Source organism: Nocardia sp. NPDC003999, from assembly GCF_053604885.1.
The window spans coordinates 57,556-83,676 of record NZ_JBSGIB010000025.1; the positions used below are offsets into that span (position 1 = coordinate 57,556).

General features: G+C 66.4%; 22 protein-coding genes and 2 pseudogenes. 14 read left to right on the forward strand and 10 right to left on the reverse strand.

Annotated elements, in window-relative coordinates:
- Positions 1-237: 237 nt before the first annotated feature.
- The 6 genes and pseudogenes from ACWESM_RS32005 (at position 238) to ACWESM_RS32030 (ending at position 5,419) form a co-directional block, all read left to right on the forward strand.
- A pseudogene (locus tag ACWESM_RS32005) lies at positions 238-1,454 on the forward strand (acetyl-CoA C-acetyltransferase).
- Between the two features lie 74 nt (positions 1,455-1,528).
- Positions 1,529-1,663: pseudogene (locus ACWESM_RS32010) on the forward strand (SDR family oxidoreductase); the annotation flags it as partial.
- 127 nt (positions 1,664-1,790) lie between these two features.
- Complete coding sequence (locus tag ACWESM_RS32015) at positions 1,791-2,792, forward strand: NADP-dependent oxidoreductase (protein ID WP_397277805.1); 1,002 nt, start codon at positions 1,791-1,793, stop codon at positions 2,790-2,792.
- A 136-nt stretch (positions 2,793-2,928) separates the two neighbouring features.
- Entirely contained in the window at positions 2,929-3,516 is a 588-nt protein-coding gene (locus tag ACWESM_RS32020; protein ID WP_364426186.1) for a TetR/AcrR family transcriptional regulator, read from the forward strand.
- 317 nt (positions 3,517-3,833) lie between these two features.
- Positions 3,834-4,346, forward strand: coding sequence for an SRPBCC family protein (locus ACWESM_RS32025; protein ID WP_364426183.1), 513 nt, complete (start codon positions 3,834-3,836; stop codon positions 4,344-4,346).
- On the forward strand, positions 4,346-5,419 hold the full coding sequence (locus ACWESM_RS32030; protein WP_452494967.1) for an LLM class flavin-dependent oxidoreductase: 1,074 nt from the start codon (positions 4,346-4,348) through the stop codon (positions 5,417-5,419). The genes ACWESM_RS32025 and ACWESM_RS32030 overlap by 1 nt, the downstream gene beginning before the upstream one ends.
- 56 nt (positions 5,420-5,475) lie before the next feature.
- On the opposite strand, the gene ACWESM_RS32035 is transcribed toward ACWESM_RS32030, so the two are convergent.
- Entirely contained in the window at positions 5,476-6,720 is a 1,245-nt protein-coding gene (locus tag ACWESM_RS32035) for a PucR family transcriptional regulator (RefSeq protein WP_452494969.1), read from the reverse strand.
- Between the two features lie 177 nt (positions 6,721-6,897).
- On the opposite strand from ACWESM_RS32035, the gene ACWESM_RS32040 reads away from it, so the two are divergent.
- The 3 genes from ACWESM_RS32040 (at position 6,898) to ACWESM_RS32050 (ending at position 11,962) form a co-directional block, all read left to right on the forward strand.
- Positions 6,898-8,466 carry a GMC family oxidoreductase gene (locus ACWESM_RS32040; protein WP_452494970.1) on the forward strand — a complete coding sequence of 523 codons (1,569 nt, stop codon included), beginning with the start codon at positions 6,898-6,900 and terminating at the stop codon, positions 8,464-8,466.
- On the forward strand, positions 8,463-10,163 hold the full coding sequence (locus ACWESM_RS32045) for an aldehyde dehydrogenase family protein (RefSeq protein ID WP_397075953.1): 1,701 nt from the start codon (positions 8,463-8,465) through the stop codon (positions 10,161-10,163). The genes ACWESM_RS32040 and ACWESM_RS32045 overlap by 4 nt, the downstream gene beginning before the upstream one ends.
- 122 nt (positions 10,164-10,285) lie before the next feature.
- Entirely contained in the window at positions 10,286-11,962 is a 1,677-nt protein-coding gene (locus ACWESM_RS32050; RefSeq protein ID WP_397278066.1) for a long-chain fatty acid--CoA ligase, read from the forward strand.
- Between the two features lie 71 nt (positions 11,963-12,033).
- On the opposite strand, the gene ACWESM_RS32055 is transcribed toward ACWESM_RS32050, so the two are convergent.
- The 3 genes from ACWESM_RS32055 to ACWESM_RS32065 all read right to left on the reverse strand — a co-directional run bounded on the left by ACWESM_RS32055 (position 12,034) and on the right by ACWESM_RS32065 (position 14,165).
- Entirely contained in the window at positions 12,034-12,537 is a 504-nt protein-coding gene (locus ACWESM_RS32055; protein WP_397277798.1) for a hypothetical protein, read from the reverse strand.
- 11 nt (positions 12,538-12,548) lie between these two features.
- Positions 12,549-13,757: an alcohol dehydrogenase catalytic domain-containing protein gene (locus ACWESM_RS32060; RefSeq protein ID WP_452494971.1), complete on the reverse strand. Its 1,209-nt coding sequence runs from the start codon at positions 13,755-13,757 to the stop codon at positions 12,549-12,551.
- Positions 13,758-13,823: 66 nt separating this feature from the next.
- Positions 13,824-14,165 (reverse strand): DUF3140 domain-containing protein, encoded by a 342-nt coding sequence (locus ACWESM_RS32065; protein WP_452494972.1) that lies wholly within the window; start codon positions 14,163-14,165, stop codon positions 13,824-13,826.
- A gap of 139 nt (positions 14,166-14,304) precedes the next feature.
- Here ACWESM_RS32065 and ACWESM_RS32070 point away from each other — a divergent pair, with 139 nt between their 5' ends.
- From ACWESM_RS32070 to ACWESM_RS32080, 3 genes are all read left to right on the forward strand, one after another.
- Positions 14,305-15,399, forward strand: coding sequence for an Rv2629 family ribosome hibernation factor (locus ACWESM_RS32070; protein WP_452494974.1), 1,095 nt, complete (start codon positions 14,305-14,307; stop codon positions 15,397-15,399).
- A gap of 348 nt (positions 15,400-15,747) precedes the next feature.
- A complete protein-coding gene (locus ACWESM_RS32075) occupies positions 15,748-16,095 on the forward strand; it encodes a hypothetical protein (RefSeq protein WP_452494976.1) in 348 nt (115 codons plus the stop codon).
- Positions 16,092-16,529, forward strand: coding sequence for a MerR family transcriptional regulator (locus tag ACWESM_RS32080; protein WP_364426164.1), 438 nt, complete (start codon positions 16,092-16,094; stop codon positions 16,527-16,529). Before ACWESM_RS32075 ends, ACWESM_RS32080 begins: the two co-directional genes overlap by 4 nt.
- A gap of 265 nt (positions 16,530-16,794) precedes the next feature.
- Here the strand turns inward: ACWESM_RS32080 and ACWESM_RS32085 are convergent, their stop codons facing one another.
- Complete coding sequence (locus ACWESM_RS32085) at positions 16,795-17,817, reverse strand: Lrp/AsnC family transcriptional regulator (RefSeq protein WP_355073825.1); 1,023 nt, start codon at positions 17,815-17,817, stop codon at positions 16,795-16,797.
- A gap of 137 nt (positions 17,818-17,954) precedes the next feature.
- On the opposite strand from ACWESM_RS32085, the gene ACWESM_RS32090 reads away from it, so the two are divergent.
- Positions 17,955-18,809, forward strand: a complete 855-nt coding sequence (locus ACWESM_RS32090; protein ID WP_452494978.1) for an NAD(P)H-binding protein — start codon at positions 17,955-17,957, stop codon at positions 18,807-18,809.
- Positions 18,810-18,942: 133 nt separating this feature from the next.
- Positions 18,943-20,175, forward strand: a complete 1,233-nt coding sequence (locus ACWESM_RS32095; protein WP_355073821.1) for a lipase family protein — start codon at positions 18,943-18,945, stop codon at positions 20,173-20,175.
- Between the two features lie 107 nt (positions 20,176-20,282).
- Here the strand turns inward: ACWESM_RS32095 and ACWESM_RS32100 are convergent, their stop codons facing one another.
- The 5 genes from ACWESM_RS32100 to ACWESM_RS32120 all read right to left on the reverse strand — a co-directional run bounded on the left by ACWESM_RS32100 (position 20,283) and on the right by ACWESM_RS32120 (position 26,092).
- Entirely contained in the window at positions 20,283-21,299 is a 1,017-nt protein-coding gene (locus tag ACWESM_RS32100; protein WP_452494980.1) for a hypothetical protein, read from the reverse strand.
- The gene (locus ACWESM_RS32105) at positions 21,296-22,630 is read right to left on the reverse strand and encodes a Dyp-type peroxidase (RefSeq protein ID WP_364426155.1); all 1,335 of its coding nucleotides are present in this window, start codon (positions 22,628-22,630) and stop codon (positions 21,296-21,298) included. The genes ACWESM_RS32100 and ACWESM_RS32105 overlap by 4 nt, the downstream gene beginning before the upstream one ends.
- A gap of 18 nt (positions 22,631-22,648) precedes the next feature.
- On the reverse strand, positions 22,649-23,209 hold the full coding sequence (locus ACWESM_RS32110) for a hypothetical protein (protein WP_397277786.1): 561 nt from the start codon (positions 23,207-23,209) through the stop codon (positions 22,649-22,651).
- 71 nt (positions 23,210-23,280) lie between these two features.
- Positions 23,281-25,473, reverse strand: a complete 2,193-nt coding sequence (locus tag ACWESM_RS32115; RefSeq protein WP_452494983.1) for a serine/threonine-protein kinase — start codon at positions 25,471-25,473, stop codon at positions 23,281-23,283.
- Between the two features lie 172 nt (positions 25,474-25,645).
- Positions 25,646-26,092, reverse strand: a complete 447-nt coding sequence (locus ACWESM_RS32120; protein WP_364426151.1) for a CBS domain-containing protein — start codon at positions 26,090-26,092, stop codon at positions 25,646-25,648.
- Positions 26,093-26,121 lie beyond the last annotated feature (29 nt).

Sequence of the window (26,121 nt, forward strand, 5' to 3'; positions counted from 1 at the left end):
CCACCGCCATCGTCGCTTCGGTGCTCTGCTCTGCCTAGGACACTCCGGACGAGGCGATACGTGCACAGTGGCCGCGTTCTTCGCGCGCCGAATTCACCTGCCTCACCAGCGCTTATGTACATGTTGTGTGGCAGATCACATCGATGGATGCGGGCCGTCGGTATTGACCGCGGCCTGTCCGATCCAGCATCGTATGCGCTGAATAAGCGCTTAGTAAGTAGCTGGGAGGTTGGGCACATGCCCGAAGCCGTCATCGTCTCCGTCGCCCGGTCGCCGATCGGACGCGCCGTCAAGGGCTCGCTGAAGGACATGCGCCCCGACGACTTGGCGGCGCAGATCGTCAAGGCCGCGCTGCAAAGGGTGCCCGCGCTCGATCCGGCCACGATCGACGACCTGATGCTCGGCTGCGGCCAGCCCGCGGGCGAATCGGGTTTCAATCTCGGACGGGTGGTGGCGGTACTGGCCGGGCTCGATCGGGTGCCCGGCGTCACGGTCAATCGCTATTGTTCGTCGAGCCTGCAGACGACCCGGATGGCGCTGCACGCGATTCGAGCCGGTGAAGGTGATGTGTTCGTCTCGGCGGGCGTCGAGACCGTCAGCCGCTACAACAGCGGCAATGCCGATGGCCTGCCGGGCACCCAGAACCCCCTGTTCGAGGACGCGGTCGCGCGGACGTCGAAATTCGCTGCGGGAGGGCAGGTTTGGTCGGACCCCGCGAAGACGGAGCACTGCCCGACATCTATATCGCGATGGGGCAGACCGCCGAAAACGTCGCGCAGTTCGCGGGTGTCAGCCGCGCGGAGCAGGACGCCTTCGGCGTGCGTAGCCAGAACCTCGCCGAAATCGCGCTGTCGAATGGATTCTGGCAACGCGACATCACCCCGGTGACTCTGCCCGACGGCACGGTGGTGTCGGCCGATGACGGTCCGCGCGCGGGTGTGACGCTGGACGCGGTCGCGGCGTTGAAGCCGGTGTTCCGGCCGGACGGCACGGTCACCGCGGGCAATTGCTGCCCGCTCAACGACGGTGCCGCCGCGGTGGTCGTCATGTCGGATACCAAGGCGGCGGAACTCGGATTGACGCCACTCGCGCGCATCGTCTCCACCGGTGTCAGCGGCCTGTCGCCGGAGATCATGGGCTTGGGCCCGGTCGAGGCGTCGCGGCGGGCGCTGGCCAACGCGGGCATGACGATCGGCGACATCGACCTGGTCGAGATCAACGAAGCCTTCGCGGCGCAGGTCATCGCGTCCATGCGCGAATTGGATATCGACCTCGACAAGCTCAACGTCAATGGCGGCGCGATCGCCGTCGGCCATCCCTTCGGAATGACCGGTGCGCGGATCACCACCACCCTCGTCAATTCGCTGCAGTTCCATGACAAACAATTCGGCCTGGAGACCATGTGCGTCGGCGGGGGCCAGGGCATGGCCATGGTGCTCGAGCGGCTGTCCTGAGCGCGCACCGCTGTCGTCGACCGGTTACGCGTGGACCGTCGAGCATCTGTCCATCCCGAAGGAGAACACCATGAGCGATCGCGCAGATTCCCGTCGCGCGAGCGGGGTCGCCCGAGGATGTCGCACACACCGTCTCATTCCTGGCGAGCGAGGGTGCGGGATTTGTGTCGGGGCAGGTGGTGTACGTCGCCGGAGGACCGAAGAACTGACCGGCACGGTTCGCGACCGTCTGCGAGCGGGACCTGCAGTTGACCAGATTAGCTGTGGGGCAGAGTTTCTCGACGGCAACGGACGCCATCCCGGATGTATGGCCGAATCGATGAGAAGAGGAATGTCATGACGAAGACTCAGCAGATCCGTCTGGCGCGGCGTCCGTCGGGGCTGCCCGGCGACGACACCTGGAGCCTGACGACCGAGGAACTGCCCGGACCCGCCGAAGGGCAGCTGCTGGTGAAGATCGACTTCATCTCCATCGATCCCGCCATGCGTGGATGGCTGCGAGATCAGCGTTCCTATGTGCCGCCGGTCGGGATCGGCGAGGTGATGCGGTCGTTGGATATCGGCACGGTCGTGGAATCGGCGCACCCCGACTTCGCCGTCGGTGACACGGTCAGCGGCACTTTCGGGGTGACCGAATACGCGATCAGTGACGGCAGTGACGTCTCGAAGGTCGATCTGACCATCGCCCCCGGCCCCACCTGGCTCGGCACCCTCGGAATGCCCGGCATGACAGCGTATTTCGGCCTGCTCGAGGTCGGGAAGCTGCGGGCAGGCGACACCGTGGTGGTCTCGGCGGCGGCAGGCGCCGTCGGGAGCGTGGTCGGTCAGATCGCCAAAGCCAAGGGCGCGGAGGTCATCGGGATCGCGGGTGGCCCGGAGAAGGCCCGGTTGCTCACCGAGGAACTCGGCTTCGACGCGGCTGTCGACTACCGCAACGACAACGTTGCGAAGCGGTTGCGCGAGCTCGCCCCGCAGGGCATCGACGTCTTCTTCGACAACGTGGGCGGTGACATCCTCGATGCCGCGCTGATGAACTTGCGCCGTGGGGCCCGCGTGGTGCTGTGCGGCGCGATCTCGGCCTACAACGCCGAGCAGCTGCCTCCCGGTCCGTCGCGCTATATGTCACTGCTGGTCTTCCGCGCCTCGATGACGGGATTCGTAGTCTTCGACTACGCCGATCGCTACGGCGAAGCCGTCGCGCAGATCGCGCAATGGCTGGCCGAGGGCAAGCTCGAGAGCCGCGAGCACGTCGTCGAGGGAGGCGTCGCGCGTTTCGGCGAGACGCTGAACATGCTGTTCAGCGGTGCCAACAACGGAAAACTCGTGCTCGCGCTCTGAGCGGCGACCACCGCAGCGTATCCGGGATCACAGCCGTGCGACGCGCCGAAGGTCACGACAGCATCGACGCCGGTCGCGCGGGGGCCGGACCGATACCGTCCGGAAGTGTTCGATGGCCGGATGCGAGACTGTTCAAGTGACCGAATCACGTGCGGACGACACACGAGCTCGGCTGCTGGATGCCGCGGTCGTCGCCTTCGCCGAGCGGGGCTTCCACGGCTCGACCACTCGCGACATCACCTCGATCGCGGGGCTGAGCACGGCAGCCATCTATGTGCATCACCGCTCGAAAGAGGAACTTCTCTACGAGGTCTCCCGGACCGGTCACCACAACACGCTGGAGCGCTTAAAGAGCGCTGTCGCTTCCGCTGACGATCCGGTCGATCAGTTGATCGCGGCGGTCCGGGCCTTCACTGTTTTCCATGCTCGGGCGCACACCGTGGCCCGGGTCATCAACTACGAACTCGCCGCACTCAGTCCGGAGCATCAAGGCGAGATCAAGGCGATCCGTCACCTCATCGACGCGGAGATACGGCAGCTGATCGAGCGAGGTGTGGCGGCGGGTGTGTTCGACAACCCGAATCCGCATATGGCGGCGGTCGCTCTGCTGTCGCTCGGCATCGACCTCGCTCGCTGGTACCGGGAGGACGGCTCACTCTCGCCGGAGGAGATCGGCGACTATTACGTGGACCTCGCGCTGCGCATCGTGGGTGCGTCCAAGTAGACCGGTCTCCCGGTGAATGACCGGCTACGGATCGCCGGATTTTGCCGATTCCCTCGTCGGAGAGCCATCGATTACTCCAGCCCGTCATGTCGGCGATCGATGAAGCGACGCCCCGTCTAGGGGCGTCCGAGAGTCGTCCCCAGTGGATCAATCGTGCGGGGTGCCGGGACGATCACAGTTCGCCGACGATGTGCGCGGCATAGCCCCATCCCCGTGAGTCCAAATGTGAAACTCAGCTGTTGAGTGCGCTGAAGAGACCGTTGTAGTGCTTAGTCTATCTATGCAACTATGGGCGAAACAGCCGGAAGGAGCTGATCGTGGAGTGGACCGGGCAGGTGTATGCCGACACCCCGACCGTGGCAGTTCAGACCTTCATCGACGCGCCACCGCGACGGGTGTGGGCATTCGTCAGCGATATCCACCTCATGCCGCGGTTGAGTGAAGAACTACAGAGCGTGGAATGGCTCGACGGCGCCACCGGACCCGCGGTCGGCGCGCGGTTCATCGGCCGCAACGCCCACGAGGCCATGGGGAACTGGGAAACGACCAGCACGGTCGTGGAATTCGAGCCGGAGCGGCGCTTCGCCTGGGCTGTCGGCGATCCCGGATACCCATCCAGCATATGGCGTTTCACCCTCCAACCCGAGGGCGCGGGCACCGTCCTGGAGCAGTGGACCCAGATGGGTCCCGCGCGTTCGGGACTCAACTTCGCGATCGATGCCATGCCCGAGAAGGAGCAGAAAATCGTTTTCGTGCGCCTGCGCGAGTTCGAGTTCGGCATGGCCGCCAATCTGTCCGCCATCAAGGACCTAGTGGAGAAGGACGCGTGATGCGCACGGCCACCACCATCGAGGCCTCGGGGGCGAACTGGCCCGACCTCGTCGAATTCGTAGTCGAAGCCGAGAAACTCGGCCTGGACATCTGCTGGATGGCCGAGGCGTGGGGGAGCGATGCGGTGACACCTTTGGGTTTCCTCGCCGCGCGCACCGAGCGAATGCGGTTGGGTACCGGCATCATTCAACTCGGCACCCGGTCGCCGGTCCTGATCGCCCAGACTGCCATGACCCTGGCACGACTGTGCGAAGGCCGATTCCTGCTCGGTCTCGGTGCTTCCGGCCCGCAGGTCATCGAGGGTCTGCACGGCGTGCCGTTCGCCCGTCCACTGGCCCGCATGCGCGAGACCGTGCAGATAATCCGGGCGGCCTGCACCGGTGAGAAGGTCGTCTTCGAGGGCCGGCACTTCACAATCCCGCTGCCCGGTGGCGAGGGCAAACCGATGCGGCTGAGCGTGCCCGCGGTCGCGGTTCCCATATACCTGGCCACCCTGTCACCGAAGATGCTGGAGTTGACCGGCGAGATCGCCGACGGCTGGCTGGGCACCAGCTTCATCCCCGAGGGAGCGGACGCCTATTTCGAGCATCTCGACGCCGGGCTGGCCCGTTCCGGCCGGGACCGCGCGGATCTGGACATCTGCCAGGGCGCGGAGATCAATATCGTCGCCGACGAGGCCCAACTCGACGAGGTCCTCGGCAGCCGCAAGAAAGAACTCGCCTTCTCGCTGGGCGGAATGGGATCGGGCTCGACCAACTTCTACAACAACGCCTACAGCCGCCAAGGCTGGGCCGATGTCGCCGCTCGAGTGCGTGAACGGTGGCAGAGCGGTGATCGCGATGGCGCCGCCGCGCTGGTCACCGACGAAATGGTGCTGGCCACCACGCTGATCGGCACCGAGGACATGGTCCGCGAGCGGTTGCGAACCTGGCGCGACACCGGCGTGGACACGGTACGTCTCTATCCCGCGGGCGACACCCTGCACGCGCGACTGGACAATCTCGGCCGCGGCATCGATCTTGTGCACGGGCTGGATGGTCGTTCGACGATCTGTCACTCCCAGGGTGGTTAGACGCATGCTCCGGCGCGAGTGGCGTGCTCTGACCAGCCGGTGAAAGACTGTTGTGATCAGAAGCCGAGGCGTTGTGCCTGGCCACGCGACGGGGGATCGGCGGCAATCCCGGACCGGTCCAGTCCGATGAGCCGCACGGCGGTCAGGGCGACGTAGAGTTCGGCGGCCGCTTTGGGATCGGAGCAGCGGCGGTCGGTCAGGGTTTCGATGCGGCGCAGCCGGTAGTGGATGGTGTTGCGGTGGTAGTGCAGACGTTGCGCGACTTCGGTATTGGAGCCTCCGCATTCGAACCACATGGCGAGCGTGTCGAGAAGGGGATCGCACTCCTCTGGTGGCAGGTCGAGTACGGGTCCGAGGATTTCGTGCGCCATTTCGTGCGCAGCGGACGGAGCATGCACGAGGACGAGCGGGATGGGTGTGTCACCGTAGACGGTGACCGTGGCGGTGCCTGCCGGTGCGCAACGCCCGGCCAGTTCGGCCTCCCGCAGTGCGGCGCCTGCGTCCCCCGCGGTCGAGAACGGGCGGCTCACGCCGACCCGGCCTGTGGCGTGTTGCCGCAGTTGAGCGAGTACCTGCTGGTGCGCGCGCTCGGTGGCCGGGCTGAGCAGCCCGATGCGAGCGCCGGCTTCGGTGATCCAGATCGATTCGACGTATTCGGCGCGGAGCCGGGACTCGATGCCCATCAGTGGCGCCAGTGCTTCGGGATCGGCTTCGGCATGCACGACGACGAAGCTGCCCAGCGGGGGCAGGTGGAGGGCGCGGGCGATGTCGCGTTGTGTCGGATCGTGGGAATCGCCGTTCAGTAGACGGCGCAACAGAGCGCGGCGTTCGGAATCGTCGTGGCGGACTCGCTCGGTCAGATAGTCGCCGTACGCCTCGGCCGCCGCTCCCGAATAGTCGTCGATGATCCGCCACATCTCCGACCCGAGCTGGGGCAACACGTCGAGTCTCGTGCCGGTGGCCACTGCGAGCGCGCGTTCCCACAGCAGTCGTCCGGCCAGCCGGTACGCGTGCAGCACCGCGGGGAGGGGCACGCCGAGCTCGGCTTTGACCCGGCCCACCACGGTAGCGGGCTGCAGCCGACGCCCGACACCGCCGGAGAGCTGGCCCAGCAGCGAGACGAGGTTGTCGCGGACGACGAAGCCCAGCTCAGCGTCGGTGAGCGCGGTCGATTCCGCGTAGGCGTGGTCCCCGGTCCGGATCCTGCCGACGAGTTCGGCGGTGAGGTCGTCGACCTCCGCGAGCAGCGTGCGCGCCACCGAGGCGGAATCATTCACGGGCGGCTCCGTCAGCGTGGTCATGGATAGATGGTAGGCATTCGCCGGGAATGCGATTGTGCTCTGGCACACATATCCGCCGTCGATCGGTAGGCCCGTGCACATGGTGGTTCGAGGCATCCCCCCAGCAGTATCGACTGCGACAGTGACCGGGGTCATAGCGCCCCGATTCGAGAATTGATTTCGAGAGAGGTGCCGACCGTGTACGACTATGTCGTCGTAGGCGCCGGATCCGCCGGATCCGTGCTGGCGAGTCGATTGTCCGAGGACCGGCGGGTCCAGGTGGCCGTGATCGAGGCGGGGCCGCAGGACACGGCGGACGAAATCCATCTGCCGGTCGCATTTCCCTCTCTGTTCAAAAGTCCGCTCGATTGGGATTACGACACCGAGCCCGAGGCCGGGCTGCAATTCCGCCGCGCCTATCTGCCGCGTGGGCGTGTGGTCGGCGGGAGCAGCTCCATGAACGCGATGATCTACATTCGCGGAGCACGTGCCGACTACGACGGATGGGCCGCGGGCGGCGCCGACGGATGGAGCTACGACGAAGTCCTTCCCTATTTCATCAAGGCCGAGGACAACGAACGCGGAAAGGACGCCTACCACGGCGTCGGCGGGCCGCTGGCGGTGAGCGAAAGCCGATCGCGGCATCCACTGGGCGACGCGTTCCTGCGCGCCGCCGAGCAAGCGGGCCACCTCCGCAACGAGGACTTCAACGGGTCCACGCAGCTGGGCGTCGGTCGCTATCAGGTGACACAGCGCAATGGCATGCGGTGCAGCGCCGCCGTCGGTTATCTGCACCCGGCCGCGTCGCGCCCGAATCTGACGGTGATCACCGGCGCGCTCGCCCATCGAGTCGTCATCGAGAACGGCCGCGCGACCGGTGTGGTCGTCGGCCGGGACGGGAGCACGGAAGTGATCCAGGCCCGGCGCGAGGTTGTTCTCGCCGCGGGCGCATACGGATCGGCGCATCTGCTGCTGTTGTCGGGTGTCGGCCCGGCCGATCAGCTGTCGGCGTTCGGGATCGAGGCGATCCGCGACCTGCCGGTCGGGCGGAATCTGCAAGACCATCTGTCGGTGTTCCTCAACTACCGCACCGATCGCGAGTCGCTGATGACCGCACTCACCCCGGAAAACCTCGCTCTGCTGCAGGAGCAAGGACGCGGCCCGCTGACCTCCAATATCGGCGAGGCAGGGGGCTTCATCGAGACCCGCGGCGGTCTCGCGGGGCCCGACATCCAGTTCCACATGGCGCCGGTGCTCTTCCACGGTGAAGGCATGGGGGCCGCGACGGAGCACGGATACGCCTTCGGCCCGTGCCTGATCAACCCGACGAGCCGCGGCGAAGTCACCTTGCGTTCCGCGTCCCCCGGCACGGCGCCACGTATCCAGCACAACTATCTCCAGACCGAAGAGGACCGCCAGAGCGTGATCGCCGGGCTGCGCAGCGCCCTCGAGATCGCCGACCAACCCGCGCTCCGGGAGCTCACCACCGGTGAATTCGCTACCCCCACCGGCGATTCCGATGCCGAGCTGCTCGATTTCGCGGCTCGGACGGCGCAGACCCTGTACCACCCGACGTCGACCTGCGCGATCGGCGCCGTCGTGGACCCGCGATTGCGCGTGCTGGGATTGCGCGGTCTGCGCGTGGCCGACGCGTCGGTCATGCCGTCGGTAGTGCGCGGAAACACCAACGCTCCCACGATCATGATCGGCGAGAAGGCTTCCGACATGGTCCTCGAGGACGCCGAATCGGAAGGAACCGAAGCATGACCTCGACCGTGACGGCAACCGTCGGCGCCGCGGTCTCCGCACTAAGGCGTGGTGAAGTCGAATGGGCGCGCACCGCGCTGCCCGCACGACGCCGACTGCTGGATCAGATTCATGTCAACACGGCGCGGCATGCGCAGGAGTGGGTCGAGACCGCGGCCCGGATCAAGAAACTGACCTCGGATTCGCCCTTGCTCGGTGAGGAGTGGGTGAGCGGACCGTATTCCCTGCTGACCGGGGCTGCCGCGCTCGCGGAATCCCTGCTGGCATTGGAGGAGGGGCGCAGCCCGGTCGACGGATACCCGATGCGTCCGGCCCCCGGTGGCCGGACGGCCGTCGAAGTGTTTCCGCACGGAGTGTTCGACGCCCTGCTGCTCAACGGATTCCGCGCCGAAGTCTGGTCGCGGCCCGGCGTCGACGCCGAAACCGTTCGCGCCCGTGCGGGCCTGGGGCAGCGCACGCCGACCAGCACCGGCGGCATCGGCGTCGTCCTGGGGGCGGGCAACATCTTCTCGATCGCCCCTCTGGACGTGTTGTACCAGCTCTACGCGGACAACAGGGTGGTGGCGCTGAAGCTCAACCCGATCACCGATCCGCTGCTGCCGGTGCTGGAGAAGATCTTCGCTCCGGCGATAGAGCGCGGATTCGTGCGCCTGATCACCGGCGGCCCTGAGGTCGGCGCGGCCTTGGTGCACCACCCGGATGTCGACGCCGTCCACATGACCGGCAGCGCGGCGACCCACGACGCCATCGTGTTCGGCACCGGAGCGGAGGCCGAACGGAACAAGGCGGCAGGCACGCCCAGACTCACGAAGCCGATCACCAGCGAACTCGGCGGTGTTTCTCCCACCATCGTGGTGCCGGGCCGATGGTCCAACGCGGACCTGCGCTTCCAAGCCGAGCACCTGGCGACGCAGCGCCTCCACAACAACGGGTACAACTGCATCGCCGCACAGGTGGCGGTGATCTCCGCGGATTGGCCGCAAAAGGAGCGGTTCCTCGCCGAACTCCGTGCGGCTATCGGCCGCGCGCCGCAGCGGCCGGACTACTATCCCGGATCCTCCGACCGTGTCGAGGCCGCCCGACAGAGCTACCCGCAGGCGCAAGTGATCGGCGCACGCACCCTCATCGAGGGCCTGACACCGAATCGGCGCGAGCCCGCTCTGCACACCGAATACTTCGCCCCGGTACTCGGCGTGATCGAATTGCCCGGCGGCGACCCGGCCGAGTTCCTGGCGCGGGCGGTGCAGGTATGCAACGACGAGTTCGAGGGCACGCTCGGCGTCAACATCATCGCCCACCCGGCCACCATCAAACAGTTGGGTGACCGATTCGACACGGCCGTCACCGAACTGCGCTACGGCACGATCGCTGTCAACGCTTGGACCGGCTTGGGCTACCTCACCGCCCGCGCGTCGTGGGGCGCCTTCCCTGGGCACTCTCTGACCGATATCCAGAGCGGCATCGGTGTGGTGCACAACGCCTTGCTGATCGCCGAACCGGAACGAACCGTCCTGCGCGGGCCGTTCCGCCCCTCGCCTCGGTCGCTGCTGCACGGCGAATTCAGCCTGTCGCCGAAGCCGCCGTGGTTCGTCACCAACCGGACGGGCGCCACGACCTTGCGGCGTTTGACCAACTTCGCGAAGAAGCCCGGCGTCGCCCCGCTCGCGCCGATTTTCGCCTCCGCGCTGCGCGGCTGAAACCCATGAGACCAGCCCGGGCCCGGCGGCAACGTCGGCCCGGGCTCACCACCGCTCCCGTCGGCCGGGCATTCTTCGAGAAAGACGAGCACGAAATGACTTACCACGAGCACGACCTGCCGATGCCGAGCACCATGCAGGATGAACCCCTTTCCTTGGCGACGCTGCTGCGCTACGCCACCACCGTGCACGCCGATGCCACGGTCCGCACCTGGACGGGCAGCGGGTCGCGGGTACTGACCTACCGCGAACTCGGTGATCGGGCCGCCCAACTCGCGCACGCCCTCACCGCGCTGGGAATCGGCCGCGGCGACCGAGTGGGCACTTTCATGTGGAACAACAACGAACACCTCCTCGCCTACTGTGCCGTACCCGCCATGGGCGCGGTGCTGCACACCCTGAATATCCGTCTCTTCCCGGAACAGATCGCCTTCGTCGCGAATCACGCGGGGGACAAGGCGGTGATCGTCGACGGTTCGCTGGTGCCCGCCTTCACGCAGGTGCTGCCGCAGTTGCGTACGGTCCGCCACGTCATCGTCGCCAACGGTGACGCGGCGGCGTTGCGCGCACCCGAGGGGGTGGCGGTACACGAACTCGACACGCTGCTGGCCGGACATTCGTCCACGTTCGACTTCCCCCTGCTCGACGAACGATCCGCCGCCGCGATGTGCTACACCTCCGGCACCACCGGTGACCCGAAAGGCGTTGTCTATTCGCACCGTTCGAACTGGCTGCACTCCATGCACGCCTGCACCACCGACGGCATGGGCATCAGGACGGGCGATCGGGTGCTGGCCATCGTCCCCTTGTTCCACGCCAACGCGTGGGGCCTGCCCTACGCCGCGCTCATGGTGGGCGCCTCGCTGGTGATGCCGGACCGCTTCCTGCAGCCGTCGCCGCTGCTGGAACTCATGGCAGCCGAACGCCCGAGTTTCGCCGCCGCCGTACCGACGGTGTGGAACGGTGTGCTCGCCGCGGTCGACGCCGCCCCGCAGGACCTCGGCCACCTGCGAGCGGTCGTGGTCGGAGGCTCGGCCGTGCCGCCGCAACTGATGCGCGCCTTCGAGGACCGCCACGGAGTGCGCATCATTCAGGCATGGGGGATGACCGAGACCTCGCCGCTGGGCTGCGTCGCGTGGCCGCCACCCGGAACCGAGGGCGAAGACGCCTACGCCTACCGGGTCACCCAGGGACGCTTCCCCGCTACGGTGCAAGCGCGCCTCGTCGGCGATGACGGCGCGGAGCTGCCCCGCGACGGAAAAGCCGTGGGGGAGCTGGAGGTTCGGGGGCCCTGGATCACCGCGTCCTATTACTCGCCGGATGCGGGCACGGTCGGCTCCGACGCGTTCCGTGACGGCTGGCTGCGCACCGGTGACGTCGGGACCATCACCGCCGACGGCTACCTCACCCTGGTCGATCGAGCCAAGGACATCATCAAGTCCGGCGGCGAATGGATCTCGTCGGTCGCGCTCGAGAACGCGATCATGGCGCACCCGGACGTCGTCGAGGCCGCCGTGTTCGGCGTACCCGACGAGAGATGGGACGAGCGACCGGTCGTCGCCGCCGCGTTGCGGGCCGGAGCGGAGGCGGACGCGGGCGTGCTGCGTGCGTTCTTGGCCGGTAGGACAGCGAAATGGCAACTGCCCGAGCGCTGGACTTTCCTGCCCGAAGTACCCAAGACCAGTGTCGGCAAATTCGACAAGAAAGCCCTGCGCGCCCGGTACTCGTCAGGCGAACTGGATATCGTCGTCATCGATTCGACCAGCACGCAGACGAACTCGGACAGCAGGGCGGGTTGACCGGCACAGGCTCGCCGACCCGGCTCCGCGCAGTCGCGAACCCATCACGGAGATGGCCGGCACCGCTGGGGTCATGCCCACGGCCACTGCCGACGTCGCCGCGAGGTCGAACGACTGTCGGCCATGGCGGCGTAGGTGAGGGAAGTGACCAGCCCGTACGCAAGATGTGGCACGAGATCACTGAGCCAGTCGGAACGTGTCCATCGGCGCGGATCGGAAACACCCAAGTTGAGAAGCGATAGCGCCGTGACGGACATGGCCGTGGCGGTATTGACCGTGCTGGCGGCGAGAATCGACGGCTGCCACTTCATGGAACGGGCGAAACCGTAGGCACAGCCGACCGAAACGCCGGTCCCCGTGCCCAGCAGCGCACCCGCGCCGGAAATCCGGCTGCGCCGTTGTTCCTCGTCACCGGGCACCTGCACGCCCAACCTGTCGGTCATGCGCTCGACGCTCTGTTCGGGCGTGCGACTCGGTGGTCGGCCGCGCGCGATCATGTCGAGGAAGGTGACGGCGTTCAACGCGGTCGTGCCCGCGGCTCCCGCCGCGGCGCCGCGGAGGATCGACTTCAGCATCGCTACACACCTCACATCGGCACGATCGTCTTCAGCCAGCCGTCTTCGCGCCGGTCGAACGTCTCGTAGGCCTCGATGATCGAGACCGGGTCGGCGCGCTGGGTGATGAAGGCGGTCGGATCGATGTCGCCCCGGGCCACCCTGCCCAACAGGCCGGGGACGTAGCGGCGGTGGTTGCAGTTGCCGCCCTGAACGGTGAGATTGCGGTTGACCACGGCGCCGATCGGGAAAGCGTCGAAATTCGGCGGATAGACTCCGATGACGCCGACGCTACCGGCTTTGGCGACTGCCTCGAGTGCCCACCGCGCCGCCAAGCTGGGCGCGTCGCCGGCCAACCACCGCGCGCCCTCGGTCCTGCCCTGCGGGGCCGCCTTCTCGCGCTCGGCTTCCAGCGTCGAATCCGAAACCGGAAGATTCTGTGCGGCCGGTCCGGACTTCGGGCGTTGGGCATCCACACCGACCGCGTCGATCACCCTGTCCACTCCGATACCGCCGGTCAGCTCGCGCACCGTTGCCACCGGATCCTCGGCATTGAAATCGATCGGCTCGGCGTTCTGCGCGCGAGCGGTCGCCAGACGATCGGCGATACCGTCGACGACCAGCACCCGTGCCGCGCCTCGACGCTTCGCTGCGGCGATCGCGCATTGCCCGACCACGCCAGCACCGAGCACCAGTACCGTGTCGCCCTGCCCGACTTGCGCCAATCGGGCGCCGAACCAGCCGGTCGGCAGCACATCGGAGACCATGATCGCCTGTTCGTCGGACACCGAATCCGGGACTTTCACCAGCGTCGTGGCGGCGAAGGGGATGCGCGCGTAAGCGGCCTGCAGCCCCGCGACGGGGCCTGTGCTCTCCGGTCCGCCGAAGAAACTGGTTCCCGCCTGCGGTCCGTTCGGGTTCGCGGTATCGCACTGGGCGAAGTAGCCCGAACGACAGTAGGAGCAGGTCCCGCATGCGATGGTCGAGCACACTACGACCCGATCGCCCTGGCTGAACCCGCGCACCGCTGCCCCGGTCTCCTCCACCACTCCGACAGCCTCGTGCCCGAGCACTGTTCCCGGCTGCATGCCCGGCATCGTGCCGCGCACGAGATGGAGATCGGTACCGCAGATAGCCGAGGTCGTGATCCGCACAAGCGCATCGGTCGGTTCCACTATTTTGGGATCATCGACTTCGTCGAGCCGGATATCTCCCACGTCGTGCCACACCACTGCTTTCATCGAAGCACCCTCCTCGCCGTCAGCTTGCAGAGCGCACACCCGTCCGCTCGACTCGCGATGCGGAGTTCACGACGGCTGGAGTGGGTCGTGTCCGAGTGACATCAGATGCCTGCGCCAGTCGTCTCTGCCCGCGCGCGGCTCGCGCTCTGCTTCCGCACCGCGCGCCGCGGTGATCTCGTCCACGGCCCGGCGCATCACCGCGATGTCGTCGGCATCGAGGTCGGTACGACGTTTGCCGAGAACCGCAAGGATGCGCCGGCCGATCTCCGGACCCGCGCGATCGGGTTCCGTTTCGGTGCCGGTACCGGCACCTTCGGTGCGCAGCCAGTCGCGCAACTGCCGGGACGACATATTGACCAGGCGGTGGAATTCCTCCCACAGCTCGTCGTCGATGACGGTTTCGGCCATGGCTTCACCTCCAGTCGGTTGTCCCGGCGGACGCGTGGCGACTACCCGGGCCTGGGTCGGCCAAACCACCGTTCGGAGCGTATTCCGAACGCACGCGCGGATTCGGATTCGTGCACGCCGAACCGGGTACGCGCCGGATGTGTATGGCACGAATCTCAGAGAAATAGCGCAACGGCGGGGCCCGTTCGTCTCGCTCTGCGTCGACGCCTCGCACAACACCGAAGACGCCGAGCAGCAAAAAGCGTTACGGTGGCGCTCGATCCGCGAGCAATTGGCCGCCCAGCACGTTCCCGAGAAGACGCTGACGCTACTCGACGACGCGATCAGCAAAGTCAAGGCGGAGAAAGGGCGTGCAGGCCGCCTGCTGATCGCCGATTCGGACAGCGTCCTCGTCGATCACATGCTCGCCGAGCCGCCCGCACGCGACACAGTGCGGGTGTCGGCGCTTCCGTATCTGTTGCCTCTCATCGAGCAGCAGTCCCGTGAGGTGCCGCATGTGATCGCGGTCGTCGACCGTGTCGGCTGCGATCTGTACGGCGTCGACGAGGACGAGAACCTGATCGAGATGACCGCCGAAGGCACCGCGCATCCGGTGCACAAGATCCATCACGGCGGAGGGTGGGCACACCTTTCGATGCAGCGCCGGGTAGAGGAAGTGGTCCGCCGGAACGTCGGGGAGGCCGCCACGGCGGTCCGCGATCTCGCGGATCGCGTCGGAGCGCAGGTCATCGTGCTGGTCGGTGAGGTCGGCGCCCGCGCAGCGCTGGCAAAGGCACTCGATTCGCCTACCGCTCGGATCGTCGAGGTCGAGGCCGGTGCCCGGGCCGCGGGTGCTGACTCCGCCGCGCTGGAAGCGCAGGTGCAGCAAGCGGTGCGGACGCAGGCACGGCAGCACCAGGGACAGGTCGTCGAGCAACTGAATACCGCGCGGGGCAGGGCCGACGGCCTGGCCGTCGAGGGGCTGCCCCAGACGGTCTCGGCGCTGCTGGCGGCGAACGCCGATACTTTGCTGATCGATCCGGACACCGTGGGGGACCGATCCGTCGAACTCGATCCGGAATTGCTTCGCGGCATCACCGCGGCGCAGTGGATCGATGATGCGACATCGTCTCGCACCTACCGCGCGGACGAAGCGTTGCCGGTGGTCACATTGCTGCAGGGTGGCTCGATCGTGCCCGTCGAAGGTGCTGTCGTACCCCGGGAAGGGGTCGCCACCCTTTTACGCCACCGCTAGCGCGCCGGTGTCCAGCAACCGCAACAGGAGAAGATCCCATGGAACGAGGAAATACCAAGCACGGTCCCGTACACGACGACGAGTTGGCCCACGAGTTGGAAGGCACGATACGAGGCAATCGTTCCAGCCGAGCAGAAGAGTGGCATGACCCCGAGCCGCCGGCTGACGACGACACCCTCATCAACGAACAGGTGCAACGGACCGAACATCCGTAGCACTTCGAACTGAAGCATCGAATTCACCGGACGCGCGAACGCTGGAATACGGCAGTGCGGAATGGTGGGCGCACGCACGTTTCCGCGGTTCGAGGTTGCATCTTGTACCTGGGTACGGGCTTACCGTGAGGGCATGACGATCACGCCCCCGACCGGTGATTGGGTACCGGACTCGTGCACACTGCCCACCGTAGAACAGTCGGTACGAGTCGCTGAGTTCGACCGTTTCATCACCGGATCGGTGCGGCGCACGGATCGGCCCGCGCGCACGCGACTGAATCTCCTACTGGCCGCCGAGGCGGAGGAGGAGGGCCGTGACCTCGCCGCGCGCGAGTCCGGTTGCTGCTCGTTCTTCACCTTCGGCTTCGACGCCACCGAGGACGGTCCGGTGATGCGTATCGCCGTTCCCGACAATCAGGCCGCGGTCCTCGACGCGCTGGCCGCGCGGGCGGACGCCTGGATCGGCGGCGATCGGCTTTGACCGGATTGCGCACCGGCGAGCTGGCCGCGGCCGCCGGGGTGAACACTCAGACGTTGCGGTACTACGAGCGGCGCGGTCTGCTCGCCGAACCGCAGCGGTCTCTCGGCGGGCATCGACTGTATCCGGAGCGGTCCGTCACGGTGTTGCGTGTGATCAAGGCGGCCCAGCGGCTGGGGTTCACCCTCGACGAGGTGGCCGAGCTTTTGGCCGCCGCCCGATCGGGTCGCCGTACTGCTGTCGGGCTACAAGCGCGCGCGGCGGCCAAATTGGCCGAGATCGATGCGAAACTCACCGAGCTGACCGCGGTGCGCGACACCTTGCATGCCGCATTGGAGGCAGGTTGTGACGACTTGCTTGCCTGCAGCGAAAGCCCTTGTTGCCCAGTACCGTTCACCTCCGACTCCGCCGGTGAAGGAGGCGAGTGTGGGTGCTGAGCGCACGCGGACGCGACGCTGGTGGGTACCGATCGGGCTGGGCGCGCTTCTGTGTGTCGGATGCTGCGCGCTTCCAGTCCTGGTCGCCGCCGGAATCTTCGGCGGCGGGGTGGCGTTGGTGAGCCTTTCGTGGCTGGAGTCGCTGGGCATCGCCCTTATTGTCGCCGGTGCGATCGGTCTGTTGTGGACCCGCGCCCGGCGCGCCGGATGCACGACCACCTCGGGGCATTGCGCGGATGCGGGATGCGGCTGCGGCACGGGCGCCTCACTTCGAATTCGCCGCGCTTTTCGAACGACGGCTGGCTGTGCCGTGCCTGGTGCCTTCGGTGATGACGTGACCCGCGGCTTTGACCGTGGCGAGTACGGGTGTCACTTCCAGTGTTCGAATGGCGTCGTCGCTGCCGAGGCGGCGGGTCAGGTAATGGTGCAAGGCGCTGGGATTCGGGCACATCGCTTGGGCCACAAGGTTACTCGGACCGGTGGTGGCGAGCACGAAGGCGAGTTCGGGATGCCGCGCCAACTCGAGGCCGACCTGGTCGAGCCGCGCGGGAGCGACCGACATCCACAGCAGTGCCTGGGTGGTGGCGCCGAACCGGGTGTCGTCGGCCTGGACATCGAAGAAGATCTCGCCCTGCGCCCGTAGATCGGCCAGGCGGCGCGCGACCGTCGCCGGGGACCATCCGGTGGCTGCCGCCAGCTCGGCCAGCCCGGCCCGTCCATCGGCTTGCAGCGCGGACAACAGGGCATCGTCGGCGCTGGAGAGCCGGCGTGCGGACAGCGCGTCGTGATGGGGTGGTGTGAGTTGTCGCTGCTGGTGCTCGGTGAGGGTTGCGACTTGTCCGTGCCACGGCGTCGGACCGCCCAAATAGGTGTGGAGCACATAGTGAGCCGACACGGTCGTGATACCGGCGGTGCGGGGGATCTCCTGCAGCAGCAGCGGATGTGCCGCGTCCGCCTGGTGCGGCATGCGAAGGATGAGAAGGATTTCCGTGCCACCCGACAGGAGTTTGATCCATGAGGTGTCGGGTCGTCGGGCGAGGGAATGAGCGAGTGTCCGGGCTGCCGTCGTGGTGGCGCCGAGGCGGACCAGCCAGCGGGTGTGGTCGTCGCGGTCGAGACGGCTCAGCCCGACCACCCGCAACCCGGCCTCGGCGCGCAGTCGCCGGTAGCGCCGGGCCACCGTCTGCGTCGACACACCGAGCACCGTGCCGATACGGCTGAACGTTGCGCGGCCATCGATGTGCAGCGCATGGACGATGCCCCGGTCCAGCTCGTCTATCACGGTCATTTCTTTCAGCATTCCGTCTTCAATGGAAAATTTCCACCGATATCTCCCTGTGGATGGAGCTGGCGGGGGCTCCGGGCCGATGCTGGGTCCCGTCGTCGGACAGGACGTGACGACAACGATCAACGGAAGGGACTCTCATGATTCTGGTTACCGGCGCCACCGGCACTGTCGGCCGCTCGCTCGTCGACCGACTCGTCGCCGCGAAGGTGCCCGTGCGCGCGATGACCCGTCGGCCCGCCGCCGCCGGTCTTCCCGCTGCCGTCGACGTCGTCGCGGGCGACTTGGGTGATCGCGGCAGCATCGCCGCGGCGCTGCGCGGGGTGGACCGCGTGTTCCTGCTTTCCACCGGCCCCGACATCCCAACCCACGACGCGAACCTGATGCGCGAAGCCGTACGCGCCGATGTCGCGCATGTCGTCAAGCTGTCCTCCGGGCGTACCGGCGACGACACCGCGACCGACCCCATCCCGAGCTGGCATCGCCGCGGTGAACAGGCACTGCGCGACAGCGGCATTCCGTGGACGATCCTCGGCCCGCTCGGGTTCATGGCCAACGCATTGCACTGGGCCGACTCGATCCGGAACCGCGACAGCGTGTTCGCCGCCTATGGCCACGGCCGCATCGCGGTCGTCGACGAACACGACATCGCCTCCGTCGCCGCCACCGTGCTCACCACCGACGGTCATGACGGGCGAACCTACCGGCTCAGCGGACCGGAGGCTTTGACCCCCGCCGAGATGACCGCCGTACTCGCCGACGTGCTGGGCAGGCCGCTACGGTTCCTGGAAGTCGAGCCCGCCACCGCCCGTCAGGCGATCTTGGACCACGGACTTTCCGAGATCATGGCCGACGCCATCATGGCACTGCGAGCCACCGCGCTGGAGTCGTTCACCTCCGTCGTGCATCCGACGGTGCAGGAAGTCACCGGCGTGCGGCCGACCTCGTTCCGCGAATGGGCCACCCGACACCTTGCCGACTTCGCGCGTGTGTGACAGCGCGTGCACATCTCGATTCCTACCGTTTCAGATTTCCGTCCGGCGTGTCGCTGAAGGTCAGCCCGCAGCGTCGGATTTGAATGCAGGCTGGCCGGTCGACAAATGCGCGAACTACTGGAGGTAGAAGATCGTGATCCGGCGGTTTCTCTTGCCCGGCAGCAGGCGCAGCGGTGCGATCGGCGGTGTGGCACTCGGGCTGCTCTTGGCGACGACGGCAACCGCGCAACCGCTGTATCCACTGCCCGATCCGGACCCGTTCTATGCCGCCCCGGCGGATCTGGCGGCACACGAAGCAGGGGATGTGCTGGGTGTGCGGGCACTGCCCGCGCTGGCGATCTTCCCCGCAGCCACTGTCACGCTGGTCAAGTTCCGGTCCACCGACTCGCATGGAGCGCCGATCGCGGCGACTACGACGGTTCTGACTCCCTTCGCCCGACAGCCCGGCGGGCCGCTGCTGTCGTATCAGCACTTCATCAACGCGCTCGGCACCGGCTGCGCGATATCGCACAAGCTGTACAGCGACGATCTGAACCTGGTGGCGACCACGCCGATCTTGAACGTGGCGCTGGCCCAGGGCTGGACTGTGGCGCTGCCGGATCACCTCGGACCGCAGTTCGCTCTCGGGGCAGCGCGTTTGGGTGGCCATGTCGTATTGGACGGCATCCGTGCGGTGAAGCGGCTACCCGCACTCGCCGTGGAGCACAGCCCCGCGGTCATGGCCGGTTATTCCGGCGGTGGCCTGGCCACCGCATGGGCGGCCGCGTTGCAGCCGGCATACGCACCGGAGCTGAAACTCGCGGGTGCGGCCATCGGTGGTGCCCCGATGAATCTGATGACGATGGCCGAGACACTGGGCCTGGACCGGCACCCCTCGTTCGGGTTGGCCATGGCGGCGGCGATCGGTCTGGAGCGGGAGTACCCGGACCGACTGCCGACGAGCTCGTATCTCAACCCGCGCGGCCTCGCGGTCGCTCAGGACATGGCCAACAGTTGCAGCAACGACATCCTCACCGCGGGCGTCGACGGCAGCGCTCGGGAGTACCTCGACAACACCTCGATCGTCGACAGCCGCGAAGCCCGCTCGGTGGTGGAGGAGAACAGCCTGGAGCTCTATCCCGGTATGCCGGAAAACCCGATCCTCGAATGGCATTCGCCGAAGGACCAGCAGATTCCGCTCGGTGCGATCGAGAATACCGTCCGCCGCTGGTGCGCGGCCGGGGTGCGGGTGCAGACGGTGCTGGTGCCGTCGGTTGAACTGCCCTCCGCGCTGGAACATTTGGCCCCTGCGGTATTGGGTGCGCCTGCGGTGCTGCTGTGGCTCGAAGGCCGGGCCCGCGGAGAGCTCGCCCCTACCAATTGCTGACATCGACGCCCACGTAGCGAAGCGGAACTGCGGCAGATGGCCGCCGAACGCCGTGGGCGGATGGCCCCTGGCCGGCAGGAGGTAGACCGCGTCGGTGTGGTGCGCGGTCACTTCATGAGGGCGAAGTTGCTCCAGAGGTTGATGAGGCTTTCGGTTCCTCCGAACAGGGTGGTGAAGTTGGTGGAGTCGATCATGACGATGTCGCCTGCGCGTCGGTCGGTGGGCGGCAGCCAGATCGCGGTGTTGAATTCGGTGTTGCCTTCGGCGGTGAAGGGGTGGGGTCGGTCGAGGTCGATGGGTTGCCGGGCGAGCAGGCGCACGGATGCGCTTGCGGGCGCGGTGAGGTGATAGTGCGGGAGGTGGGGGTGGAAGTTGAATGTGGTGACGTTGTCGAGCAGGTGCAAGTCGTCGAGGTCAGGAAATGTGGACAGGGGCGCAATGGATTTCGTGCCTTCGGCGACGGCGGGTCGGAGTCCGTACATGTTGTGCACCGGAACGTCGAGGGCTTTCATCAGTGAGCGGGTGTAGGCGCTGAAGCGTTGTTGGCGCGGCACCAGCGGGTCGCCGTGGTGCTGAAATTCGACTTGGCGTTGCTGGAGGTCATCGGTGCAACCCACGTCGTGATGAGGCGCCAAAAGCAGACAGGTGCCTTCGCGTCGAAGCCATTCGTCGAGGGCCGCGATCTCGTCGGGCGCGGCTTCTGCCTGACCGAGAACGTGGTCGAGGCCGAAGATCATGAGAGTATCGGTGTCGGCCAGAATGCGTTCGTCGAGGGGCAGTTCGAACCCGGCTTGATCGATGCGCTGGAAGACCGCGACGGGGTGACCGGTGGCCTCTCCGGCGATCTGCTGGAAGGTAAGGGTGGAGCGGTGGAACAATTCCAGCGTTCCGGCGATCCCTTGCAGAAAGTGCGCGGCGTCGTACTCGGGCGTCTCGTAGGCAGGCCAAGCCGCTTGGCGCACCTCGGTCATGGTGGAGAAGCGGTTGTCGAGCGCGGCGGGATCGCGCTGTGCCTCCCAGGGATAACTCCACGTCCAGTAGATGCTCAACCGGCGTCTGCCGGGAGTGTAGGTGCGTGGCAGCTGAGATTGGTTGTAGGTGCGTGCCTGGGTGACGGTGCTCATGGTGCCACCTCGTTGTCGGTAGGGGTGCAGAGGTAGCGCAGTGCGCGAACACCGGGCATGAAGAAGTACGCGCCACCCCTGAGAGTTGTGAACGCCGGTAATCCTCTGATGGTCTTGCGGATCGGACGTTTGGGGATCTTGTATTCCAGGGTCCCGTCTTGGTTGCCGATGATCGGATCCCGCTCGTTGCCGAGTTCGTGGAACGTCTTGTCGTTGATCCACACGTTCTGGGCGAATTCGAATTGGCGCACCAGGCTGGCACACAGCACGAAGGCCGCGATTCCGCGCTCGGCGCCGTCCTCGGAAACGCCTTCGGGGAGGTGCGGTCCGTAGGTGGCGCCGCGGCGGATCATGCGCCGCCGCTGCATGTTCACCGCGGTGTCGCGGGGATTCAGCCTGCGTATGTGCGAGCCCAAAGGCACGGCGTACCCGTAGGGGTCCATCTGTTTGTAGTTGAAATCGTTGTTTCGCCGCATATCTGCCCCGAGTTCGGGATCGTCCCGCTCGGGGGCGAGCACCAGAGGAGCGCCGCTGCGCCAGCGGCCCATGAGTTTCGCGGCCAGCAACTCCTGTTCCTCCGGGGTGTCGGTGTGCTCGGCCAGGAACTCGCGGAATCGCCCGACGTGTTCTTGTAAGCGCCGGTAGGCCATGTAGCTGCCGTTGCGCGACAACACCTCCGGTTGCGGCAATCCCACCGGAGGACCGTCCTCGTCGGGATATCCCAGGATGAACTCGCCGGCCTTGATCGGGGCACCCGTGCCCGGTGTGGGCTGCTCACCGGAGCCTTCGATCACCGGCTGCGACAACCTGTCGCGGTAGCCGAAATGGTCGTGCGGGTACTCCAACGGCGGAACGGCCGCGAGGTCCAGCGACGACAGCACCGTCACTCCGGTGCAGCGGCCGAGCAGCTGCTGGTGCTCGTGCACCCAGCGAGCGCGTTCGGCGTCGTCGTGGGCGAACAGGATCGCGATCGCGTGTAGATCGTCGCCCGCCAATCCACCGACCCAATGGTCGGGGTGAGCGGTCCCGGTGTCGCCCAGGATGGCGGCCCGCGCTGCCATGCCCTGGCGGAACTCCTCGGGGAACGTTGCCAGTGACTGTTCGGGCACGCCGAGTGCGCGTAGGCCGGTCCAGGTGAACGCGAGTGTCACCCATCGGCGGTCGGTGGTCACGGAGCGTTGTGCGTCGGCGGCCGAGGCCACGCGGTCGACCATGGCCGACAGCCACGCCCGCCCACCGGTGGCACTGGCGAACGACAGGAACTCGTAGCGTCCGGTCAGCGCTGGGACGCGAGTCAGCAGAATGTGCTGGATGTCGTCGAGTTCGAGCATCGGCAAACCTCTCGGTCCCTACTGCATCTGGTCGAGCATGTCGGAAAATGCCGCCTTCACGCGCAGCGCCTTCTTGACCTCGTCCGCGGTCACATAGGGGTACTCACCGTACTCCAGGAAGCTCGGGAATTGATGCTCACGAAAGAACCCGACCACCGCATCGGTATTGGTCTTCCAGTCTTCGGGGAACCCTTCGAGGTTCACGAATACGGTTGTGATGCCCGTCGACAGGAACAAGGCGATAGCATCCTCGACGTACTTGTCGAAGTCGGTATCGAAGATCCCCTGATATTGGAAACACAACCCGTCGCCGATGTCGAACAGTACCCACCGCAAGTAATGCAGCCGGAGCGGCGCCAGCACAGTGGGATCTTCGGCGACCGCGGCCTCGATTTGCTTGCCGTACTCCCGGATCGCCTCCTCGCGGCCGGGTTTGACCCGCGCGATGATCGAGAAGCCGTAATTGGCGGGTGTGCGGGGAAAGACCGGCCCGTACCGGCCTTGCTCTAGCTCGAAGAACCCCTCCTTCGGCAGGGCCATCGCCGCCGGCCTGGACCAATCCGCATCGCCTGTGGTCATGTCCGCCTCCATCTCGAGCGGTGCGGCGCGGAGCGAGCTGGAATTCCTCGGCCGGACCGCTCTTGTCGTTGTTATCTGATCGTTTGACCGAGGTGTGGGTCTCGAAATCCATCGCTGCCCTTGGGTAAGCGGATTGCGACGATCGCCGGAGCCGCGGACGGATGGGGCTGCTGGTCCGCATTGCTGCCTGCGACAGCGGGCCGCCCGCCGGTCGAGCCGACCCGCCGCATTTCGACCGTGGCACGGCTGGTCTCGGGACAAGGATCCGATTTCTCGCGGGTCCATGTACCGGTCAAGAATTCGGTGGGGTCGGGGCCCACGTCGGACGCGAACAAATCCCAATTGAATGTCGCGATGGTGTGCGGCTCGTTCGATTCCGCGAAGCAGGGAAAGGGGATGCTGTAATCGGTCCGCCAGACCCCGCCCTCGAGCCTCAACATCGGAGCGAAGACGGCGCGTGGATCTTTGCGCGGATCTGTGCCGGAATTTGTGTCCGTCGTTGCGGCGCAGCGGTCGCCCTCACGCATGCACAGGGTGTTGTATTGCTGCCGGAACTTGCTCGGCGGTGGGGGATTGGGAACGTCTGGTGTCGCGGTATACGTGATGGTTACGTCGTAGGAGCCGCTGATCGGCGCGATGGTCGGGCTGGGACCGCGGTCGGGGATGGTTTCGGGGGGGACGACGTCGACCTTCGGATCGATCTCGCCGACGCGGGAAAGCTTCATCTCTTGTTGTTGGGTGTACGCGCAAGGGCCGCCGACGAAACTGAATGAGTTTCCGGTCCACGCCGGGATGCCGGGTCGGAATTCGAGTCTCTGCCATGCCGGGACGTTCTGCGGCACCTTGGTGATCGGACTTTCGCAATCGGGGTCGGGGCGGGCCCGTATGTCTCTTGTGATCGTCCACGTGCCGTCGCGATAGTCCGCGCTGAACCTGGCCGGGGCTGTCTCCCGCTCGGACGTGCTCTGGCTGGTTATCGAGGCCACGCAGCGTTCGCCGTGCGATGGGCAGTCGGATCGGACTGACCATGTCCTTTCTTGTGGGGGACTGTTGTCCGGCTTCCCGTTGAGAGTTTTGGGCGTGTAGGTGACTTCGTATTTGCCGTCGAAAGCGGCTTCCGGCTTCGATGGCCGGGTCAGCCACCAAATACCCGCTCCTAGGGCCGCGGCGATGAACGCGGCGACCACGGTCACCACTACCCCCACGACAGGCCGTTTACCTCGAGGCGGTGCGGTGCCGCCACGTGGGATCCCGCCCGATTCGGATCGGATGGGCTGAAGACCGGGCAGATCTACGGGAGGTCCAGCGTTGATCGTGGAATTTTGCTCCGCGTACGGCTCTGTGGGGGGTACCGGCGACGGCGGCCCGGGCCGATCGCGGAGATCTCCGAAGCCGGGGGGCACCGAAGCGGGGCCGGCTCGGGGAGCGCTTCCGGCGGCAACCGCAGGAGCAGTGGTGAGAGCGTGTTCGGCGGCGGCTGCCAGCTCTCCGGCGGTCTGGTAGCGGTCGTCCGGGTCCTTCGCCATGCCCCGGGCGATGACATCGTCGAACCCGACCGGTAGGTCGAGCCGCCGCATGCTCGGCGCCGGGGGTGCTGCGGTCAGGTGCGCCGCGACCTGTTGTTCCGTGCTGGTGCTCGGGTAGGGCGGTATTCCGGTCAAGAATTCGCACAACACACAGGTAAGGGCATACACGTCGGACCGAGCGTCGGCGACCCCGCTGGTGAATCGCTCCGGAGCCATGTAGGCCAAGGTTCCGATCATCGTGCTGGTGCTGGTCAGCGGGGTATTGCTGGCCGAGCGCGCGATACCGAAGTCGATCAGATAGACGAAGCCGGTATCGGTGACCAACAGGTTGGATGGTTTGACGTCGCGGTGTACCAGACTTTGAGCGTGCGCCGCATCCAGTGCCGCCGCGACTTGGGAGATCACCCCAACCGCTGTCGCAGGCTCCATCGCACCATCGCGGTTGAGCAGGGTTCTCGCGTCGTCGCCATCGATCAAGCGCATATCGAGATAGAGGTGGCCTTCGATCTCGCCGTAGCCGTGGATCGGGACCACATGTGGTTCGCGCAGTTGAGCGGTGTCGTGAGCCTCGCGTCGGAACCGCTCCCGGAAGCTGGGATCAATCGCACAGCGCTCGGGCAGCAATTTGATCGCCACGATGCGGTCGGTAGCGGTGTCATAGGCCCGCCATACCTGGCCCATGCCGCCTTCGCCGATCAACTCGTGCAACCGGTAGCGACCGAACGCTATGCCGTTCACCGACCACCTCCCGCACGGATGAATCGCGTTCGCTATGGAGGATCAGCATTGTGAAAAGGTCGCGGTATCGATGATATCGGCCTCGGCATTCCTACTGCATCATTGTCGCGATGCTGCCCGCGTTGCACCTCTCCGAGACAGTTTTCGACGGGCTGGCCGACGCGTCGGATCCTCACACTTTCTCGGTGGCGGGCAGATGGGCCGCGCAGACCGCCTCGACGAATTCGCCGACGGTGCTATCGGCCAGATTGCGGGCCAGATCGGCCTCGGTGATGATGCCGACCAGCATGCCGTTGTCGGTGACCGGGAGCCGACGGATCCGCTGCTGCTCCATGAGGACCAGCACGTCGCGCACATCGGTGTCGATATCGACGGTGTGCAGTCGGTCGGCGCCCTGCGCCAATTCGCCGGCGGTGGTGGTCTTCGGATTCGCGCCGACACCGACCACCTTCACGACGATATCCCGATCGGTGACTATGCCGACGGGACGGCATTCGCCGTCGCAGATGGGCAGTGCGCCGATGTCGAGCTGCCGCATGCGTTGGGCGGCTGCCTCCATGGTTTCTCGAACACTGATGTGCTGTACGTCGGGCCGCATGATGGTCCGCGCGGTCGTCATGATGCATCTCCTTCTATTGCGGTGGCGTG

What these genes read in the sequence shown, in the direction of transcription:
- ACWESM_RS32060 (WP_452494971.1), bottom strand. Translation starts at nt 13,757, where the DNA reads ATGAAAGCAGTGGTGTGGCACGACGTGGGAGATATCCGGCTCGACGAA.
- ACWESM_RS32055 (WP_397277798.1), bottom strand. Translation starts at nt 12,537, where the DNA reads ATGCTGAAGTCGATCCTCCGCGGCGCCGCGGCGGGAGCCGCGGGCACG.
- ACWESM_RS32030 (WP_452494967.1), top strand. Translation starts at nt 4,346, where the DNA reads ATGCGCACGGCCACCACCATCGAGGCCTCGGGGGCGAACTGGCCCGAC.
- ACWESM_RS32050 (WP_397278066.1), top strand. Translation starts at nt 10,286, where the DNA reads ATGCCGAGCACCATGCAGGATGAACCCCTTTCCTTGGCGACGCTGCTG.
- ACWESM_RS32120 (WP_364426151.1), bottom strand. Translation starts at nt 26,092, where the DNA reads ATGACGACCGCGCGGACCATCATGCGGCCCGACGTACAGCACATCAGT.
- ACWESM_RS32035 (WP_452494969.1), bottom strand. Translation starts at nt 6,720, where the DNA reads ATGACCACGCTGACGGAGCCGCCCGTGAATGATTCCGCCTCGGTGGCG.
- ACWESM_RS32090 (WP_452494978.1), top strand. Translation starts at nt 17,955, where the DNA reads ATGATTCTGGTTACCGGCGCCACCGGCACTGTCGGCCGCTCGCTCGTC.
- ACWESM_RS32065 (WP_452494972.1), bottom strand. Translation starts at nt 14,165, where the DNA reads ATGGCCGAAACCGTCATCGACGACGAGCTGTGGGAGGAATTCCACCGC.
- ACWESM_RS32075 (WP_452494976.1), top strand. Translation starts at nt 15,748, where the DNA reads ATGACGATCACGCCCCCGACCGGTGATTGGGTACCGGACTCGTGCACA.
- ACWESM_RS32085 (WP_355073825.1), bottom strand. Translation starts at nt 17,817, where the DNA reads ATGACCGTGATAGACGAGCTGGACCGGGGCATCGTCCATGCGCTGCAC.
- ACWESM_RS32015 (WP_397277805.1), top strand. Translation starts at nt 1,791, where the DNA reads ATGACGAAGACTCAGCAGATCCGTCTGGCGCGGCGTCCGTCGGGGCTG.
- ACWESM_RS32045 (WP_397075953.1), top strand. Translation starts at nt 8,463, where the DNA reads ATGACCTCGACCGTGACGGCAACCGTCGGCGCCGCGGTCTCCGCACTA.
- ACWESM_RS32110 (WP_397277786.1), bottom strand. Translation starts at nt 23,209, where the DNA reads ATGACCACAGGCGATGCGGATTGGTCCAGGCCGGCGGCGATGGCCCTG.
- ACWESM_RS32100 (WP_452494980.1), bottom strand. Translation starts at nt 21,299, where the DNA reads ATGAGCACCGTCACCCAGGCACGCACCTACAACCAATCTCAGCTGCCA.
- ACWESM_RS32105 (WP_364426155.1), bottom strand. Translation starts at nt 22,630, where the DNA reads ATGCTCGAACTCGACGACATCCAGCACATTCTGCTGACTCGCGTCCCA.